This is a genomic window from Falsigemmobacter faecalis (assembly GCF_003863335.1).
Lineage (GTDB): Bacteria > Pseudomonadota > Alphaproteobacteria > Rhodobacterales > Rhodobacteraceae > Wagnerdoeblera > Wagnerdoeblera faecalis.
In genome coordinates this window covers 135,558-154,022 of the sequence record NZ_RRAZ01000004.1, presented here as the reverse complement: position 1 = coordinate 154,022, position 18,465 = coordinate 135,558, and the positions used below count along the sequence as shown (strand labels likewise).

At 65.3% G+C, this 18,465-nt stretch carries 16 protein-coding genes; 11 read left to right on the top strand and 5 right to left on the bottom strand.

The window, feature by feature from the left end; all coding sequences use genetic code 11:
- Nucleotides 1-74: 74 nt before the first annotated feature.
- From EG244_RS04020 to moaA, 4 genes are read right to left on the bottom strand one after another with little or no spacing between them, the layout of a single operon-like run.
- A complete protein-coding gene (locus EG244_RS04020) occupies nucleotides 75-1,337 on the bottom strand; it encodes a multidrug effflux MFS transporter (protein WP_267900256.1) in 1,263 nt (420 codons plus the stop codon).
- Nucleotides 1,338-1,386: 49 nt separating this feature from the next.
- Complete coding sequence (locus EG244_RS04015) at nucleotides 1,387-2,028, bottom strand: DsbA family oxidoreductase (RefSeq protein WP_124963719.1); 642 nt, start codon at nucleotides 2,026-2,028, stop codon at nucleotides 1,387-1,389.
- Nucleotides 2,028-3,554, bottom strand: a complete 1,527-nt coding sequence (locus EG244_RS04010; RefSeq protein WP_407644026.1) for a class I adenylate-forming enzyme family protein — start codon at nucleotides 3,552-3,554, stop codon at nucleotides 2,028-2,030. Before EG244_RS04010 ends, EG244_RS04015 begins: the two co-directional genes overlap by 1 nt.
- A 26-nt stretch (nucleotides 3,555-3,580) precedes the next feature.
- Complete coding sequence (moaA, locus tag EG244_RS04005) at nucleotides 3,581-4,585, bottom strand: GTP 3',8-cyclase MoaA (protein WP_124963718.1); 1,005 nt, start codon at nucleotides 4,583-4,585, stop codon at nucleotides 3,581-3,583.
- 112 nt (nucleotides 4,586-4,697) lie between these two features.
- Here moaA and EG244_RS04000 point away from each other — a divergent pair, with 112 nt between their 5' ends.
- A complete protein-coding gene (locus EG244_RS04000) occupies nucleotides 4,698-5,144 on the top strand; it encodes a hypothetical protein (protein ID WP_158617231.1) in 447 nt (148 codons plus the stop codon).
- An 80-nt stretch (nucleotides 5,145-5,224) separates the two neighbouring features.
- On the opposite strand, the gene EG244_RS03995 is transcribed toward EG244_RS04000, so the two are convergent.
- Entirely contained in the window at nucleotides 5,225-6,556 is a 1,332-nt protein-coding gene (locus tag EG244_RS03995) for an amidase (RefSeq protein WP_124963716.1), read from the bottom strand.
- A gap of 217 nt (nucleotides 6,557-6,773) precedes the next feature.
- Between EG244_RS03995 and EG244_RS03990 the strand changes: the two genes are divergently transcribed.
- From EG244_RS03990 to EG244_RS03945, 10 genes are all read left to right on the top strand, one after another.
- Complete coding sequence (locus EG244_RS03990) at nucleotides 6,774-8,744, top strand: heme lyase CcmF/NrfE family subunit (RefSeq protein ID WP_124963715.1); 1,971 nt, start codon at nucleotides 6,774-6,776, stop codon at nucleotides 8,742-8,744.
- The gene (locus EG244_RS03985; RefSeq protein WP_124963714.1) at nucleotides 8,741-9,235 is read left to right on the top strand and encodes a cytochrome c-type biogenesis protein; all 495 of its coding nucleotides are present in this window, start codon (nucleotides 8,741-8,743) and stop codon (nucleotides 9,233-9,235) included. Before EG244_RS03990 ends, EG244_RS03985 begins: the two co-directional genes overlap by 4 nt.
- 68 nt (nucleotides 9,236-9,303) lie before the next feature.
- Complete coding sequence (locus tag EG244_RS03980; RefSeq protein WP_124963713.1) at nucleotides 9,304-10,080, top strand: enoyl-CoA hydratase-related protein; 777 nt, start codon at nucleotides 9,304-9,306, stop codon at nucleotides 10,078-10,080.
- A gap of 90 nt (nucleotides 10,081-10,170) precedes the next feature.
- Nucleotides 10,171-11,106: a UDP-N-acetylmuramate dehydrogenase gene (gene murB / locus EG244_RS03975; protein WP_124963712.1), complete on the top strand. Its 936-nt coding sequence runs from the start codon at nucleotides 10,171-10,173 to the stop codon at nucleotides 11,104-11,106.
- A 113-nt stretch (nucleotides 11,107-11,219) separates the two neighbouring features.
- Complete coding sequence (locus EG244_RS03970; protein ID WP_199737777.1) at nucleotides 11,220-12,143, top strand: D-alanine--D-alanine ligase; 924 nt, start codon at nucleotides 11,220-11,222, stop codon at nucleotides 12,141-12,143.
- Entirely contained in the window at nucleotides 12,131-13,021 is an 891-nt protein-coding gene (locus tag EG244_RS03965; RefSeq protein ID WP_124963710.1) for a cell division protein FtsQ/DivIB, read from the top strand. The genes EG244_RS03970 and EG244_RS03965 overlap by 13 nt, the downstream gene beginning before the upstream one ends.
- A 5-nt stretch (nucleotides 13,022-13,026) precedes the next feature.
- Nucleotides 13,027-14,361 (top strand): cell division protein FtsA, encoded by a 1,335-nt coding sequence (ftsA, locus tag EG244_RS03960; RefSeq protein ID WP_124963709.1) that lies wholly within the window; start codon nucleotides 13,027-13,029, stop codon nucleotides 14,359-14,361.
- Nucleotides 14,362-14,539: 178 nt separating this feature from the next.
- Nucleotides 14,540-16,285, top strand: coding sequence for a cell division protein FtsZ (ftsZ, locus tag EG244_RS03955; protein WP_124963708.1), 1,746 nt, complete (start codon nucleotides 14,540-14,542; stop codon nucleotides 16,283-16,285).
- A 250-nt stretch (nucleotides 16,286-16,535) separates the two neighbouring features.
- On the top strand, nucleotides 16,536-17,471 hold the full coding sequence (gene lpxC / locus EG244_RS03950; RefSeq protein ID WP_124963707.1) for a UDP-3-O-acyl-N-acetylglucosamine deacetylase: 936 nt from the start codon (nucleotides 16,536-16,538) through the stop codon (nucleotides 17,469-17,471).
- 133 nt (nucleotides 17,472-17,604) lie between these two features.
- A complete protein-coding gene (locus EG244_RS03945; protein ID WP_124963706.1) occupies nucleotides 17,605-18,447 on the top strand; it encodes an outer membrane protein assembly factor BamD in 843 nt (280 codons plus the stop codon).
- Nucleotides 18,448-18,465 lie beyond the last annotated feature (18 nt).

The window sequence follows — 18,465 nt, the reverse complement described above, 5'->3', positions numbered from 1 at the left end:
CGATGCCTGAAGGGGCAATGAAAAAGCCCGCCCCCCGTGGAAGGGGGCGGGCTTTCATGTGGCTGTGGCGCGGCTTAATGCGGCGCTGAGGTGGATTTCGGCAGGAAGACCTGCAGCACCAGGGCGGCGGCCGAGAGGCCGGTGATGCCCAGGGCCAGCGGCATCACGGTGCCGTCGAAGGCCAGCCCCAGCGGAGCCGCGAAGGCCACGCCGATCACCGTGCTGAGGGCCGCCATCAGCGAGGCGGCCATGCCCGCAAGATGGCCCAGCGGCTCCATGGCGATGGCGTTGATATTGCCCATAATAAAGCCCACCATGAAGAAAATCCCGGTCACGAACACGAGGAAGAGGGCAAAGGCGGCGGTGCCTGTCAGGACCTCTCCGGCGAGCAGAAGGGCGACGGTCAGAGCCAGCGCCAGCTGGGCGCCAAGCGCCAGCTTCACCAGACGGCGCATGCCAAACCGCACCACAAGCTGCGCGTTCAAAAGGCTCGCCCCGCCCGAGATCAGCGCGATCATGGCAAACCAGAAGGGGAAGGTCTCACCGCGCCCGAAGGTGGTCTCAAACAGCGGCTGGATCTGCGAAATGGTGCCAAAGAGCGCCGCAAGCTGCAGCGCCTGCATCCCGATCGCAATCTGAACGGTGCGGTGCGAGAGCACCTCTTTTGCGCCGCTGATCAGGGTCGCCATGCGAAAGGGACGGCGCTTCTCAGGCGGCAGGGTTTCGCCAAGGCGGGTGCCATACCAGGTCGCCGCCAGCAGCATGAACAAAACGAAGGCGATAAAGATCCCGCGCCAGCCGGTAAAGGCGATGATCTGCGCGCCGATCAGCGGGGCCGCTGCGGGCACGATGGTGAAGATCATCATCACAAAAGACATGATCCGCGCCATCTGGCGGCCCGAATAGATGTCGCGCACCGTGGCCATGGCGATAATACGCGGCCCGGCGGCCCCGACGCCCTGCAGGATCCGGCCTGCCAGCACCGTCTCAAGCGATGTTCCGGCCCAGGCCAGCATGGCCCCGGCGCAAAACAGCACCGCCCCGATCATCACCACGGCCCGCCGGCCCCAGGCGTCCGACATCGGGCCCGCGACAAAGGTGCCGACCCCCATCCCCAGCACAAAGCTGGTCAGGATCAGCTGCGCATTGTTCGGATCCGAGGGCGTCAGTTCCCGCGCGATTTCCGGCAGCGCGGGCAGCATGGCGTCGATGGAAAAAGCGACGGTGGCCGTCAGCATCGCCAGCAGCGCGATGAATTCCGGCAGCGAAATGCGGGGGGAGGGGCTTAAGCCTTGCGTCATGGAAAATCCATATGTCGGAAACGACGGCGCGGCCAGTCTGTGGCCGCGCTGATGTTACAATGTGGTGTGAAGAACGCGAAGGGTTTCAGCCTTCGCGCAGCTTTTCGGCAATTTCTTCAGCAATGCTGATCCAGGTCTCCACCGGCTGCGCGCCGGCCACCATAAATTCCCGCGCAATCAGGAAGCTCGGCACCGATTGCACGCCCTTGCGCCGCGCATCCATGGCCCGCGAGAAAATGTCTTCGCGGTCCGCGTCCGAGGCAAGCAGCCGCAGCGTGGCCGCGCGGTCCATGCCCTGAGCCGCTGCAAGATCGGCCAGCACGTCGGGGTTGCCGATATCAAGACCATCGCGGAAATAGGCTTTGAACAGCGCCGAGACCACGGCCGTCTGCCGCCCCTCAAGCCCGGCCCAGTGGATCAGGCGATGCGCGTTCAGCGTATTGGGCTGCACGCGCATCTTTTCCAGGTTGAATTCAACCCCCGCGAAGGTCGCGGCTTCCATGACGCGGGTATAGGCCTTGGCAGCCTCCATCTGGCCGCCGAATTTCGCTTCCAGAAAATCGCGGCGGTCCACGCCCTCTGCCGGAATATCCGGGTTCAGCATGAAGGGGTGCCATTCGATGCGGAAGGGGTGATCGCCGACCTTTTCAAGCGCGCGGTCGAGATAGGCTTTGCCGATCATGCACCAGGGGCAGACCGGATCGGAAAAGATGTCGAGGGTGACCATCAGATGTCTCCTGCGGGCGTCAGAGCGAAACCCTGACGCAGGGCCCGTCGGGCAAGTTTGTTGTTGGCGCCCTTAGGCAGCCCGTCGATATGGCGGTAAAGGCGCGGCTGTTTATAGCGGGCAAGGCGGGTCGCCGCAAAGGCGGCCAATTCGCCCTCCGGCACCTCGCTGCCGCTGTAGATCAGCGCAATGACGCGGCTGCCAGGGCCGATCTCCACCTCAATCGCCGCCGATTCGCTAATGCAGGGATGCGCATTCATCGCCTCCTCGACCTCCAGCGGCGAGACGCGAAAGCCCCCGGCATTCAGCATATCGTCATCGCGGCCCAGATAGCTCACGGCATCGTCCTCAGCCATGGAGACGGTATCGCCGGTCAAAAACCACTCACCCGCGAATTTCGAGGCTGTCTCTTCAGGCTGGCCCCAATAGCCCAGAAAGAGCCCCGGATCGCTGCGGTGCACCGCAAGAGTCCCGGCTGTACCGCGCGGCACCGGCGCTCCGGCCGCATCCAGCACGGCGATCTGCCGCCCCGGCTGCGGATAGCCAGAGGCCCCCTCCGGCGCGGGCCGCGCAGGGCTGGCCGACAGAAAGGTCGAGCATTCCGACATGCCAAGCGCTTCACAGATCTTCGTCCCGCTGGCCGCTTCCCAGGCCGTGCGGATCTCGGGGGGCAGCTTTTCGCCCGCCGACAGCCCATGGCGCAGCCGCGGCAGCGCGGGCAGGGGGGCGCGCAGCATCTGGCGGTAAACCCCCGGCGCGGCTGCAAAAATCGTCGCATCAAAGCGCTTGAGCAGCAGCGGCAGCTGCGCGGCCGTGATACCCTCCGCCGGGATCAGCGCGGTCGCCCCCATGACCCAGGGGTCCATCAGCCCGGTCCCCAGCGTATAGGTCCAGTTGAAGGCCCCCGCATGCAGCAGGCGGTCCTCTTCCCGCAGTCCGTACCAGCCGTCATACATCATCTGCCGCGCAATAATGGCGCGATGCGCATGCATCACGGCGCGCGGCTGCCCCGAGGTGCCGGAGGTGAAGATCAGATAGGCCAGCCGGTCGGGATCGCCGATCTCCCAGTCACAGGGCGGCAGATCGCGAAAGCTCTGCAGCTGCGCCAGATCGATTACCGGCAGATCCATGCCTCCGGGCAGCGCCACGCCCGGTGCCGCCACGATGGCCGCAGGCGTCACCTGCGCCGCCATCTTCGTGATCTCGGCCCCGGTCAGCTGCGAGGAGGTCGGCACCGGCACCACCCCCACCGCAATCGCGCCCAAATAGGCCAGCGGAAAATCCACCGTATTGCCCAGCCGCATCAGCAGCCGGTCCCCCGGCTGCAGCCCGGCCTGCAAAAGCCCGCTGCCGGTGCCGCGCACCGCCGCCGCCAGCCTGCCGTAAGACCAGCGCTCCGCGCCTGAGAGCTTCAGGATCTGCAGCGCGATCTTTTCAGGGCTCTGCTCTGCTGCGGCGAGAACATGGGCGGCCATGTTGAACGCAGCAGGGGCCGCGGGCGGGGTCTGACGAAAAAGCGAATCCAAAGGCGGCTCCGGACAGCAGGGCGGGATCAGCCGCCGGTGTGGCTCATATGGCGGCGCATCTGTCCCTCGACGCTGCGCCGCGAATAGTCAAAATCATGGCCTTTCGGCTTATGGGTGATCGCCTCGCGGATCGCGGCTTTCACCACCGCATCCTCGCTGCTCTGGCGCAGCGGGGCCCGCAGATCGGCCATATCCTCCTGGCCGAGGCACATATAAAGCTCCCCGGTGCAGGTCAGCCGCACCCGATTGCAGCTTTCGCAGAAATTATGCGTCAAAGGCGTGATAAAGCCGATCTTCTGCCCGGTCTCTTCCAGCCGCACATAGCGCGCAGGCCCCCCGGTGCGCTCGGTGAGATCGCTCACGCTGTAGCGCGCTGCATAACGCGCCCGCAGATCGGACAGCGCCCAATACTGATCGAGCCGGTTCTCCTCGCCCATCTCCCCCATGGGCATGACCTCAATCCAGGTCAGATCATGGCCCTCAGCCGCGCACCATTCGGTCAGCGAGAACTGCTCATCCTCATTAAAACCCTTCAGCGCCACCGCATTGATCTTCACCCGCAGCCCGGCGGCCTTGGCCGCTGCAATGCCCTCAAGCACCTGCGGCAACCGCCCCCAACGCGTCACATCGGCAAATTTCGCCACATCCAGCGTATCAAGGCTGACGTTCACCCGCTTCACACCACAGTCCGCCAGCTCGCCCGCAAAGCGCTTCAGCTGGCTTCCGTTGGTGGTCAGCGTCAGCTCTTCCAGCGCCCCTGAGACAAGATGACGCGACATGGCACGGAAAAACTCCATGATCCCGCGCCGCACCAAAGGCTCCCCTCCGGTGATGCGCAGCTTGCGCACGCCCAGTTCGACAAAATTGCTACACAGCCGGTCCAGCTCTTCCAGCGTCAGCAGATCGGCCTTGGGCAGAAACGTCATATGCTCCGCCATGCAGTATTTGCAGCGGAAATCGCACCGGTCGGTGACGGAGACGCGCAGATAGGTGATCGCGCGGGCAAAAGGATCGATCAGCGGAGTGTTCATAGGGCAGAGACTAGGCCCCGGACCGCGCCGCGGCAAGGGCTGCGCAAGCGGCTGTGCGCAGGGAATTTTATGGACGCCCCCCCGGTGCGGGTATATCTTCGCGGCCATGAAGATGTCACGCGTTGCCCTGGTTCTGGCCCCGATCACCCTCGCGCTGTCCGGCTGCGATCAAACCCCGTTTTCGCCCGCGACCCCGCCGCCCGCGGCCAGCCAGGCCACACCGCAGCGCATCGCCCCCCCCGCGGGCTCGCGCACCGCGGCCGCCTTTGACCGCACCAGCGCGGCCGAAAAAGCCGCCGCCCTCGCCGCCCCCGCCTCCGGCACGCCGCTCGGTCAGGTCACGGCCTCGCTGGGCAATCCGTCCGAACAGGGCTTCTGGCTGCGCTCGGCGCTGGTCAAAGAAAAGCGCGCGGGCGTGGTGAAACTGGCCTCAGGCAAAACCGCCCAGGTTGATCTTCTGCCCCTCAGCGGCGGCGGCCCGCAACTCTCTCTGGCCGCCTACCGCGCCCTCGGCCTGAACCTGACAGACCTTCCGCGCGTCACCGTGCTCGCCCGCTGACTTTGGCTTTTTAAAAATACTCAAAAAATCACCCGTGCGCACAAGGCCCGCGGGTGTTTCTCTGTCCAGCCCCGCAGCCGTCAGCGCAGCACCTTCTCCGCCGCCGCCGCGAGCCGCAAAAGCGAGGCATCCGCCCGGCCTGAGGCCAGCAGCATAAACCCACAGGAAGCCTCCCGCGTCGGCAGGCTGATCGCCGGGGCATCCATCAGATTGCCGATCCGCGTGTTGCGCAAAGCCAGCAGGTTCTCGGTGACATAATAAGCACTGTCGCTCATCAGCCGCTCGGCATCCGGCGGCAGGATGGGCGAGGTCGGCAGCGCCACCGCGTCAAAGCCGGCGGTGGCTTTGGCCCAGGACCTGCGGATCTCCTCCAGCCGCCGCCAGGCGGCGACGTAATCGGCCGCCATCACCTCCGCGCCCGAGCGGAACCGCTCATAGATCCGCGGGAACATGGCCGTCGGATTGGCTTCAATCACCTCGCGCCAGATGCCCCAGGCCTCGGCGGTGAACAAACTCCCCGCAAGCTGCAAAGCCTCCGCCATCTCGGGAAAGCGGATATGCACCACCCCCGCACCGCCCTCGGAAAGCCGCTTCAGCCCGTCCTCAAAGGCCCGCGCCGGGGCCTCGCGCAGATCATCCAGCGCCACGCTGTCAAGAACCGCAATCCGGCGGTTGCCAAGTTCAGGCCCCGAGAAATCCACCGGCGCTTCGCCCTGAAAGGCGGCAAAGGTCAGCGCACAATCCTCAACCGTGCGGCAGATCGGCCCGACGGTGTCGAAGCGCTCGCACAGCGGCACGCTGCCTGCGGTATTCACCCGCCCCACCACCGGCTTATAGCCGACCAGATCATTCCAGGCCGCCGGGATCCGCACTGAGCCGCCGGTGTCCGAGCCGATCGAGGCCGCAGCCAGACCAAAAGCCACCGAAGCGGCCGCCCCGGAAGACGATCCCCCCGGCACGGCTTTGGGGTCATTGACGTTGGGCGGCGTCGCGGTCACCGGGTTCAGCCCGAGGCCCGAAAACGCCAGCTCCGACATATGCGTCTTGCCAAGACAGACCAGCCCTGAGGCCGAGCCCTGCGCCAGAACCGGCGCATCCCGCAGCGGCACGCGGTCTTTCAGCAGGGCAGAGCCGGCCTCCGTCGCGACACCCGCGCTGTCGAAAAGGTCTTTCCAGCTCACCGGCACCCCATCGAGCTTTGAGACCCGGGTGCCCGTCGCCGCGCGTCCGCGCGCGGCCAGGGCCTCGGCGGTCGCCCGCCCGGGCGTCAGGCGGGCATAGATGCGCGCAGTCTCCGGGTGGTTCTCTGCGGCCTCAAGGAAAGTCTCTGTCAGCGCGACCGGATCGATGCGGCCTGCGGCAATGCCACGCCCGAGATCGGCGGCGCTCGTCTTCAGCCAGTCTGCACTCATGAGGGTCTTCTCCTGTACCGATCAGCCCGGATCGCACGGGTCTTCGGGGGCGCGGCAAAATTTCAGCCTGCGACGTCGGAGCGCAGGTTAGCGTAAAAGCACTGGCCTGCAAGCGGGCGAAAAGCGGCGTATACAGCCGCATGCCGCGTATAGGGCAGGTCAGGGGCGGATGTTACGCCCATTGGCGTATCGGGTTCCAGAGAGTAAGAGAACAGGCATGATTACAGAACTCGGACATTTCGCGGTCTGTCTTGCGCTTGCGGTTGCGCTGGTCCAGACCATCGTGCCGCTGATCGGCGCACATAAAGGCTGGTCAGGCTGGATGGCGGTGGCTGATCCGGCGGCCGTCACGCAGTTTCTGCTGCTGGGCTTTGCCTTTGCGGCTTTGATGCATGCCTTCATCACCTCGGACTTCTCGGTCGAACTGGTGGTGTCGAACTCGCATACGCTGAAGCCGCTGATCTATAAGATCGCCGGAACCTGGGGCAACCATGAGGGCTCACTGCTGCTCTGGGTGCTGATTCTGGCCTTCTTCGCCGCCTGTGCCAGCTGGTTCGGCGGCAATCTGCCGCCCTCGCTGAAAGCGCGGGTGATCGGGGTGCAGGGTCTGATCGGGGTCGCTTTCCTGACCTTTATGATCTTCACCTCAAACCCCTTTGAGCGTTTTGAGATCCCGCCGATGGACGGGCGCGACCTGAACCCGCTGCTGCAGGACCCCGGTCTCGCCTTCCATCCGCCCTTCCTCTACCTCGGCTATGTCGGCCTTTCGATCACCTATTCCTTCGCCATTGCGGCGCTGCTGGAAGGCCGCGTTGATGCCGCCTGGGGTCGCTGGGTGCGGCCCTGGACGCTGGCGGCCTGGGTCTCGCTGACCATCGGCATCGGCCTTGGCTCGTGGTGGGCCTATTATGAGCTGGGCTGGGGTGGGTTCTGGTTCTGGGATCCGGTTGAGAACGCCTCTTTCATGCCCTGGCTGATCTCGGCCGCACTTCTCCATTCCGCGATCGTGGTGGAAAAGCGCGAGGCGCTGAAGGCCTGGACGGTGCTGCTGGCGATCATCGCCTTTGGCTTCTCGCTGATCGGTACTTTCATCGTGCGTTCGGGCGTCATCACTTCGGTCCATGCCTTCGCCAATGACCCGGAGCGCGGCGTTTATATCCTGGCGCTCTTTGCCTTCTTCGTCGGCGGCGCGCTGATGCTTTATGCGGCGCGGGCGGGGATCATGGAGGCCAAGGGGGTTTTCTCCTCGGTCAGCCGCGAATCTGCGCTGGTGCTGAACAACGTCCTGCTGGCGGTGGCGAGCTTTGTGGTCTTCATCGGCACCATCTGGCCGCTGATCTCAGAGCTTGTCTGGGGCCGCACGGTCTCGGTCGGCCCGCCGTTCTTTAACGCGGCCTTCACGCCCTTTGTGGTGGCGCTGGCGGTGATCCTGCCCTTCGGGGCCATCCTGCCCTGGAAGCGCGCCAAAGCGGATCGCGCCTTTGCCTCGCTGCGGGTGGTGCTGTTTCTGGCCGTCGCAGCCGGAGCGCTGGCCTTTGCGCTGCAAAGCGGGCGCTCGGCCCTTGGTCCGGTGGGGCTGGCGCTGGGTCTCTGGGTCATTCTGGGGGCCATCGCGGATCTGTGGCTGCGCAGCGGGCGCGGCTCTGTGCTGTCGCGCCTGGGCCGTCTGACCCGTCTGCCGCGTGCCGACTGGGGCAAGGCGGTGGCGCATGGCGGGATGGGTGTCACGATCCTTGCGGTGGCGGCCATGCTTTCATGGCAGTCGGAAGACATCCGCGTGGCGCAGGTGAATGAGCCCTTTGAGCTCGCGGGTTATCAGATCACCCTCAAACAGGTGACCGAAGAGCAGGGCCCGAACTACCGCTCCACCATGGGCTGGCTTGAGGTGGTGGACGGCAATCGCCGCTTTGCGCTGAACCCCGAGCGGCGGTTCTATCCGGCGGCGGGGATGCCCACCACGGAGGCCGGCATTGATTACGGCTTCCTGCGCGACGTCTATGTCGTGCTGGGGGATCCGCAGGCCAATGGCGCCTGGACCGTGCGCAGCTATATCAAACCGCTGGCCAACTGGCTGTGGGGCGGCATCCTGCTGATGTCCTTTGGCGGGCTGATCAGCCTGACCGACCGGCGCTACCGCGTGGCGGCCGGGGCAGGGCGGGAGGCGGCGAAACCCGTGGCGGCAGAATGATCCGCGCGCTTCGCCCCCTTGCGCTGATTCTCGCGCTGGGGCTGCCTCTGGCGGCCCCTCTGCCGGTCTTTGCGGTGCAGCCCGATGAGGTGCTGAAAGACCCGCTGATGGAAAAGCGCGCGCGCGAGATCTCCAAGGATCTGCGCTGCCTTGTCTGCCGCAATGAAAGCATCGACGAATCGACCTCAGACCTTGCCCGCGATCTGCGCCTTCTGGTGCGTGAGCGCCTGGTGGCGGGCGATTCGGACGGCGAAGTGATCGACTTCATCGTCGAGCGCTTTGGCGAATATGTGCTGCTGCGTCCGCTTCCGGGCGGGGCCAATGCGATTCTCTGGGCGGCGGGGCCGGTGATGTTCGTCATCGCGCTTGGCGGTGCGCTGGTTTATCTGCGCGGGCGTCGCGAGAGGCCCAAAGCCCCCGGCCAGGAGGCCCTGAGCACGGAAGAAGAGGACCGTCTGGCAAAGATCATGGCCGAGGACAAGCTGTCCTGACGCAGGGTTCATCTCGCCTTTCAGGGGCTGATATGCGCTAAAAAGCCAGTCAGTCAGGGAGGGACGAGATGTCAGAGGAAGTTCTTTACGAGCAAAGCGGGGGCCTTGCGGTCCTGACGCTGAACCGTCCGGCCGTGATGAACGCGCTGACCGGCGTGATGCGCCGCCAGCTGGTCGCGGCCTTCGCGCGGGCCGAAAAAGAGGCCCGCGCCATTGTGCTGACCGGTGCCGGGCGCGGCTTTTGCGCGGGCCAGGATCTGGCCGATCTGGGGGGCTCTCTTGCGGGTGCGGATCTCGGGCCTTTGCTGCGCGAAGAATATGACCCTGTCCTGAAAGCGATTTCCGACTGCCCGCTGCCGGTGATCGCGGCCGTCAACGGCGTGGCCGCCGGGGCCGGGGCCAGCCTTGCGCTGGCCTGTGATGTGGTGATCGCCACCGAGAGCGCGGTTTTTCTGCAGGCCTTCTCCAAAATCGGTCTGATCCCGGATGCGGGCGGCACCTATACGCTGCCGCGTCAGGTGGGTTTTGCCCGCGCCATGGGCATGGCGCTTTTCGCAGAGCCGGTAAAGGCGCGCGAGGCCGTCGCCATGGGGCTGATCTGGGAAGCGGTGCCGGATGCGGACTTTGCCGCCCGCTGGCAGGCGCGCGGGCAGCATCTGGCCACCGGGCCGGGGCTGGCGTTTTCGGGCATCAAACAGGCTCTGCGCGCTTCTCAGGGCAATGATCTTGAGGCGCAGCTGGCGCTTGAGGCCGGGATCCAGGGGCGCTGCGGCGCCAGCCAGGACTTCGCCGAAGGGGTCGCGGCCTTTCTTGAAAAGCGCAAAGCCGTCTTTCAGGGGCGCTGAGGCTTGCTGCCGGGGCAGGCCGGGATTAGGTCTGTCCTGGTGAAGAATAAGAACCGCTCCGGAGATTTCGGAGCGGGTCAGGAGTGAGTGATGACCGGACTTCCCGCCCTGCGCGGCTCTGTGATGGCGGGCAAGGCGCTCGGCGATCTGACCTGGCTGCGCGTCGGCGGCCCTGCGGATGCGGTGGTGCTGCCCGCGGATGAGGCGGATCTGGCGCAGTTTCTGGCCGCGCTGCCCGCCGAAGTGCCGGTCTTCCCGCTGGGGGCGGGCTCCAATCTGATCGTGCGCGATGGCGGCTTGCGGGCCGTGGTCATCAAGCTGGGCCGCGCCTTTATGGATGTCTCGGTTGAGGGCGATCTGGTCACGGCGGGGGCGGCGGCGCTGGATGCGCGGGTGGCCCAGGCGGCGGCGGCGGCCGGGCGCGATCTGACCTTTCTGCGCACCATCCCCGGCTCGATCGGCGGGGCGGTGCGGATGAACGCGGGCTGCTATGGCACCTATGTTGCGGATCATCTGGTGGAGCTGCGGGTCGCGCTGCGCTCGGGTGAGATTGTCACCCTGGCGGCGGCGGATCTGAACCTGCGCTACCGCCAGTCGGACCTGCCCGAAGGCGCGGTGATCCTCTCGGCGGTTTTCCGCACGCAGGCCGGGGATCCGGCAGAGCTTGCGGCCCGTATGGCCGATCAGCTGGCCAAACGCGATGCCACCCAGCCGGTGAAGGACCGCACCGCAGGCTCGACCTTCCGCAATCCGGCGGGTTTCTCCAGCACCGGCAGGGCGGATGACAGCCATGAGCTGAAGGCCTGGAAGCTCATTCAGGACGCGGGCATGAAGGGCGCAGGCCTTGGCGCGGCGCAGATGTCTGAGAAACACGCGAACTTCCTGACCAATACCGGAGGCGCCACCGCAGCCGAGCTGGAGGCCCTGGGAGAGCAGGTGCGAAAAAGGGTTTTCGATACGGCCGGAATATGGCTAGAGTGGGAAATCATGCGCGTGGGAGAGCCTGCCGCAGATCAGGGGATCTGATCCCGCCGAACACTCCGGACTTTGAGTGAGACTGCGGGACGCAAAGTCCCGCATGGAAGACCCGGGAATTTCCCCGGCAATAACAAGCCGTAAGGCTATGAGGCAGTGAGTAAATGGCGGGCAGTTCGGACAGAGCAGCCGCCAGAGTGGCAGTTCTGATGGGGGGATTTTCCGCAGAGCGGGAAGTGTCTCTGTCCAGTGGGCGCGAATGCGCCACCGCTCTGTGTGCGGCGGGATTTGAGGTTGTCGAGGTCGATGCCGGCCGCGATCTGGCAGCGCGTCTGCAGGACCTGAAACCCGATGTGGTTTTCAATGCGCTCCATGGCCGCTTTGGCGAGGATGGCACCGTTCAGGGCCTGCTCGAATGGCTGCGCATTCCCTATACCCATTCCGGCGTTCTCGCCTCGGCCATGGCCATGGACAAAGAGCGCTCCAAGCAGGTTTACCGCGCGGCGGGCCTGCCCGTGGTGCCAAGCCTTGTCGCCGACCGCGATGAGGTGCGCGCGCGCCATGTGATGGCGCCGCCCTATGTGGTGAAGCCCTTCAATGAGGGCTCATCGGTTGGCGTTTATATCGTCAATGAAGGCTCCAACCAGCCGCCGCAACTCTCTGATGAGATGCCGGCGCGGGTCATGGTGGAGGCCTTTGCGCCGGGGCGGGAGCTGACCTGCGCGGTGCTGGGTGACCGGGCCCTTGCGGTGACCGATATCCTCACCGAGGGCTGGTATGATTATACCGCGAAATACTCGGTCGGCGGCTCGCGCCATGTGATCCCGGCGGATCTTCCGGCGGAGATCAGCGCAGTCATCATGGACTACGCCCTGCGCGCGCATCAGGCGCTTGGCTGCCGGGGGCTGTCGCGCACCGATTTTCGCTGGGATGAAAGCAGGGGCCCTGAGGGGCTGATCCTGCTGGAGACCAATACCCAGCCGGGGATGACGCCCACTTCGCTTGCGCCCGAACAGGCGGCGCATTGCGGGATCTCTTTCCCGGATCTTTGTAAATGGCTGGTGGAGGATGCTTCATGCGACCGCTGAGCGGTGCACCGAAGTCTCCCTCTCCGGGCCGGCGTGATCCGGCCCCCTCCCGCTGGGCTTACCGCTGGTCGCGTCTCTGGCTGACGCCGGGGTTTCGCACCCTGGTGCGCGTGGGCCTGCCGATCGCGGTGACGGCGCTGATCGCGGGCGGCTGGCTGGCCTCTGAGAGCCGCCGGGCGATCCTGGTCTCCAGCTATGAAAGCCTGCGCGATCAGTTTCAGGAACGTCCTGAATTCATGGTGAATCTGGTCTCCATCGAGGGCGCCTCTCCGGTTCTGGCTGAGGCGATCCGCGTGGGTCTGGCGCTGCCGCTGCCGCAGTCGTCCTTCCGGATTGATCTCGAAGGCGCGCGCAAACGCGTGGAAAGTTTTGACGCCGTGCGCCGCGCTGAGATGCGGATCCTGCCGGGCGGCGTGCTGCAGGTCTCGGTGACCGAGCGGGTTCCGGCCCTCGTCTGGCGTGCGCCCGACGGGCTTTGGCTGATTGATGAGGGCGGCCACCGCGTGGCGCAGATCGGCGCGCGCTCGCTGCGCGGGGATCTGCCGCTGATCGCGGGCGAGGGGGCCGATCAGCATGTTGCTGACGCGCTTGAGCTGATCTCAGCCGCAAAGCCGCTGACAGAGCGTCTGCGCGGCCTTGTGCGGATGGGAGAGCGCCGCTGGGATGTGGTGCTGGACCGCGATCAGCGCATCCTGCTGCCCGAAGCGAACCCGGTTCGCGCGCTGGAGCGCATTCTGGCACAGGACCAGGCCACGGGGCTTTTCAGCCGCGATGTTCTGGCGGCCGATCTGCGCTCGGACCGTCGTCTGACCATCCGGATTTCGCCGGAAGGTGCTGAAAGTTTACGTAAAATCCGACTTGCTCAGACCGGAGGATAAGAGACGTGACAGACCTCTATCACTCGCAGCGTGCCATGCGGCAGATGCGCAAAGCGGCCATGCAGCGCGGCGTTGTCGCGGTCCTCGATGTGGGCAGTTCAAAAATTGCCTGCATGGTGCTGCGCTTTGACGGCCCCGACCGCAACCGCGCGGAGGATGGGGTCGGCCCCCTGGCCGGGCAGTCGCAGTTTCGGGTGATTGGCGCCGCCACCACCCGCTCGCGCGGCATCCGCTTTGGCGAGGTGGAGGGCCTGCAGGAGGCTGAGCGCGCGATCCGCACCGTGGTGCAATCGGCGCAGAAGGCCGCCGGGCAGCGGGTCGATCACGTCATCGCCTGTATGGCCGGGGCCAGCCCGCGCAGCTATGGCCTGGCGGGGGAGATCCCGCTGACCGACAATGTGGTCACCGAGCAGGACATTGCCCGGGTGCTGGCCGCCTGTGATATCCCCGACATCGGTGAGGGGCGCGAGGTGCTGCATGCGCAGCCGGTGAATTTCGCGCTCGACAACCGCTCGGGGCTGTCGGATCCGCGCGGGCAGATCGGGCATCACCTCTCGGTGGATATGCATCTGCTGACGGTGAACCGCTCGGCGGTGGAGTGCCTTTTGCATTGCCTGAAGCGCTGCGATCTGGAGGTCGCGGGGATCGCCTCTTCGGCCTATGTCGCGGGGCTTTCCGCGCTGGTGGAGGATGAGCAGGAACTCGGCTCGGCCTGTATCGATATGGGGGCAGGGGCCACCGGCATTTCGATCTTCATGCGCAAGCATATGATCTATGCCGATACCGTGCGGATGGGCGGCGATCTGGTGACCCGCGACATCGCCATGGGGCTGCAGATCCCGCTGCCGCTGGCCGAGCGGATCAAGACCTTCCACGGCGGCGTTCATGCCACCGGGATGGATGACCGCGATATGATCCCGCTGACCGCCGATACCGGCGACTGGGAGAAGGACAGCCGCAAAGTCTCGCGCACCGAGCTCATTGGCATCATGCGCCCCAGGGTTGAAGAAATCCTTGAGGACGCCCGGCAGCATCTGGATGCGGCGGGGTTTGAGCATCTGCCCTCGCAGCAGATCGTGCTGACCGGCGGCGGATCGCTTATTCCGGGCGTCGATATGCTGGCCGCGCGGATCCTTGGCCAGCGGGTGCGGCTGGGTCGCCCGCTGCGGGTTCAGGGGCTGCCCCAGGGCGCGGCAGGCGCGGGTTTTGCAAGCGCCGTTGGGCTTTGTCTCTTTGCAGCGCATCCGCAGGACGAGTGGTGGGACTTCGAGATCCCCTCGGACCGTTACCCCGCCCGTTCGCTGCGCCGGGCGCTTCGCTGGTTCCGCGATAACTGGTGACCACCAGATGCGGGGAATTGAGCGAAATCCCGCTTCCGGTTGTGGAAATGCGTCAATATTTGGACTGGAAGTCGGTTTTCCAGGTGACGTTCCGGTCGGCTGCGGGTAGAATCGAGAGAGATAAAAGGCCTCGGTCACGGGGTTGGTGGCGGCACAGTCAATAAGGCAGGCGGCGAGTATGGCGTTGAATCTTCTCATGGCGGACGACGGGGCCGAACTGAAACCCCGGATCACGGTATTCGGCGTTGGCGGCGCTGGTGGGAATGCGGTCAACAATATGATCGAGCAGCAGCTGGAGGGCGTGGAGTTCGTGGTTGCGAACACCGATGCTCAGGCGCTGGCGCAAAGCCGCGCCTCGCACCGGGTGCAGCTGGGCGCAAGGGTCACCGAGGGCCTGGGCGCAGGGGCCAAGCCGCAGATCGGTGCAGCCGCCGCTGAGGAATCGATTGAGCAGATCGTCGATCACCTCGCTGGCGTACACATGTGCTTCATCACCGCCGGTATGGGCGGCGGCACCGGCACCGGTGCGGCCCCGATCATCGCGCAGGCCGCGCGGGAGCTGGGTGTTCTGACCGTTGGCGTCGTGACCAAGCCCTTCGCCTTTGAAGGCGCCAAGCGGATGCGCCAGGCCGATGACGGCGTGGAAGCGCTGCAAAAGGTCGTCGACACGCTGATCATCATTCCGAACCAGAACCTCTTCCGTCTGGCGAATGAAAAGACCACCTTCACCGAAGCCTTCGCCATGGCCGATGACGTGCTCTATCAGGGCGTCAAAGGGGTGACCGATCTGATGGTCCGCCCGGGCCTGATCAACCTCGACTTCGCCGACGTCCGCTCGGTGATGGATGAGATGGGCAAAGCCATGATGGGTGCCGGTGAGGCCGAGGGCCAGAACCGCGCCATCGAGGCGGCTGAGAAGGCGATCGCCAACCCGCTCCTTGATGAGATTTCGCTGAACGGCGCCAAGGGTGTGCTGATCAATATCACCGGCGGCTATGATCTGACCCTCTTTGAGCTGGATGAGGCCGCTGGCCTGATCCGCGAGAAAGTGGATCCGGACGCCAATATCATCGTCGGCTCCACCATGGATCCGTCGATGGAAGGCCGCATCCGCGTCTCGGTTGTTGCAACCGGGATTGATGCTGCCGCCCGTCAGGTCGAAGCAGCTGCCCGTCATGCCGCCGCTGCCGCTCCGGCACCGCAGCAGGCCGCCCCGGCCCCGATGCAGCACCAGCCCGCCCCGGCGCCGCAGCAGCGCGCAGCTTTCCAGCCGGGCTATCAGCCCGCCGCGCAGCATCATCAGCCCGCCGCCCCGGTGCAGCAGCCCGCGCCGCAGCAGTCCTGGCAGCAGCCGGCCGCTCCGTCGCATCAGCCGCAGGACAGCTATGAGCGTCAGGCCTATGAGGCCCCGGCGCAGCATCACCAGCCTGCCGCCGAGCCGGAACTGCCGCCGCCCGCTTACCAGCCGCAGACCCGCGCCCCGGCGCCCCTGCAGCAGCCGGTTCAGCAGCCGATGCACCGTCAGGCCCCTTCGGCCATCGAGGGGGACGCCGGTGAGTTCATGGCGCCGCGCCGCTCGCCCGCCGGGACCCCTTCGCCGGAAGCCCTGGCCCGTCTGCGCGATGCCGTGTCGCGCACCCCGTCGCAGACCATGCAGCACCGTGCGCCCGCGCCGCAGCCCGCAGCCCCCGCGCCCCGTCAGGAAGAGCCCGTGCGCTCGCGCTTTGGTCTGGGCTCGCTGATCGGTCGTATGGCAGGTCACGCGCCGGAACCGGCCCCGGCGCCCGCGCCGCCCGCCCCGGCCCCGCAGCCGCAAATGCGGGTTCAGCCGCAGGCTCCGGTGCATGGTACCTATGAGGATGAGCAGGATCACGACAACGATCGTATCGAGATCCCGGCCTTCCTGCGTCGCCAGGCCAATTAAGCGCTGTAACACTGCGTGATAGAGAGCCGGGGGAAACCCCGGCTTTTTTATATTTATCAGCCACTTAACCTGTTTGTTTCAATTGTTTCATCCCCGTTACAGACGGAAGGAATGTGTGAGTTGCCGTTCATGCTGCAGTCGCATAGCTAATAACCCGTAACGCGGCGCAGACCGCAGTGACGATTTTGGCAGGGGTTGCCCGTGGGATGTCCCACATCGCGTAAGCGAAAATGAGCAGACGGAGTTGAACGTGCAAAGCACTCTCGGAACATCAGTTGTGTTTGACGGTGTTGGCCTCCACTCGGGGGCTCCTGTTCGCATGACCGTGCATCCGGCACCGGCGAACTATGGCATTGTCTTCTTCCGCACCGATCTGCCTGAGGCAGAGCGTCGTCTGCTGGCGAAATGGGACCAGGTTGTCCCGTCGAAGCTCTGCACGCTGCTGTCGAACGCATCGGGCGCAACCCTTTCGACCGTTGAGCATATCATGGCGGCGCTGGCCGGCTGTGGCGTGCACAATGCCCGTATCGAAGTCTCAGGCCCGGAAGTTCCGATCCTTGACGGCTCCTCCGCGCCCTTCGTGCGTGAGTTTCTGCGCGTGGGCCTGACCCGCTCGCAGGTGCCGGTGCGGGTGCTGAAGGTCCTGAAAGCGGTGGAAGTGCGCGACGGCGAGGCGATTGCCCGCCTTGAGCCCGCCGATTCGATGGAAATGAATTTCGAGATTGATTTTGCGGATGCCGCCATCGGCCATCAGGAAAAACAGCTCAATCTGACCAATGGCACCTTTGTGCGCGAGCTTTCCGACAGCCGCACCTTCTGCCGTCAGGCCGATGTGGACTTCATGCAGACCCATGGCCTGGCCCTGGGCGGCACGCTGGAGAATGCGGTCGTGGTGGACGGCGACCGCGTGCTCAGCCCCGGTGGTCTGCGCTATGAAGATGAGCCGGTGCGTCACAAGATGCTCGACGCTCTGGGCGATCTCGCACTGGCGGGCGGCCCGATTCTGGGGCGCTACACCGGCATCCGTGCCGGTCACGCGATGACCAACCGCCTGCTTCGGCAGCTTTTCGCCACCCCCGGTGCCTGGATCTGGACGGAAGTCACCGCGCGTTCGGGTCGCAAACTGCCGGGGGCGGGCGTGACTGTGGCGGATCTGCCTATCCGGACCGAAGGGATGCCTGCCTGAACACGCCTGAAGCGTGAAAGGCGTTTTGCGCACTGTATTTTTCTGTGCTAGGTGTCAGACAGAGGCAGCGGAAGGCCGGGGAGGAACCGCCCCGGGCTGACCGGACGTTCAGGCCGCAGGAGCAGACGGAACAATGACGGGTTGGGCCAAAGGCGCCAGATATGTGGCGGCAGTGCTGGCGATCGGGCTGGCTGCGGGCTGTGCATCTAAAAGCGACGAGTCACTTAATCTCGAAGCGATGCAGGCTGGTGAAATCTTCGCTCTGGGCGAACGCGCGATGGAGCGTGATCCCCGCAAGGGCGACGGCGGCAAGTATTTTGCCGAAGTGGAACGGCTTTACCCCTATTCTGAATGGTCCAAACGCGCCCTGGTGATGCAGGCCTATGCCTTCCATCAGCAAAAGAAATACGAAGATGCCCGCGGTGCGGCGCAGCGCTACCTCGACCAGTATCCGGGCGAGGAAGATGCCGCCTGGGCGCAGTATCTGCTGGCGATCTCTTATTACGACCAGATCGATGAGATCGGCAAAGACCAGGGGCTGACCTTCCAGGCGCTTCAGGCCCTGCGGGTGGTCATCGAGGATTATCCGACCAGCGAATATGCCCGCTCGGCGACGATGAAATTCGATCTCGCCTTCGATCATCTGGCCGCCAAAGAGATGGAAATCGGGCGCTATTACCTGCGCCGTGGTCATTATACCGCCGCCATCAACCGCTTCCGCGTGGTGGTCGAGCAGTTCCAGACCACCAGCCACACGCCTGAAGCCCTCCACCGTCTGGTCGAAAGCTATCTGGCGCTTGGTCTGACCGGTGAAGCGCAGACGGCGGGGGCTATTCTGGGCCACAACTTCCGCGGCTCGCCCTTCTATGACGACAGTTACCGCCTGCTGACCGGACGTGGTCTTGCTCCGGTTTCTGAAGGGCAGGGCTGGCTGCAGACCGTTTATCGCCGCACGATTCAAGGGAAATGGCTCTGAGCCATTTTCCGACTGCCG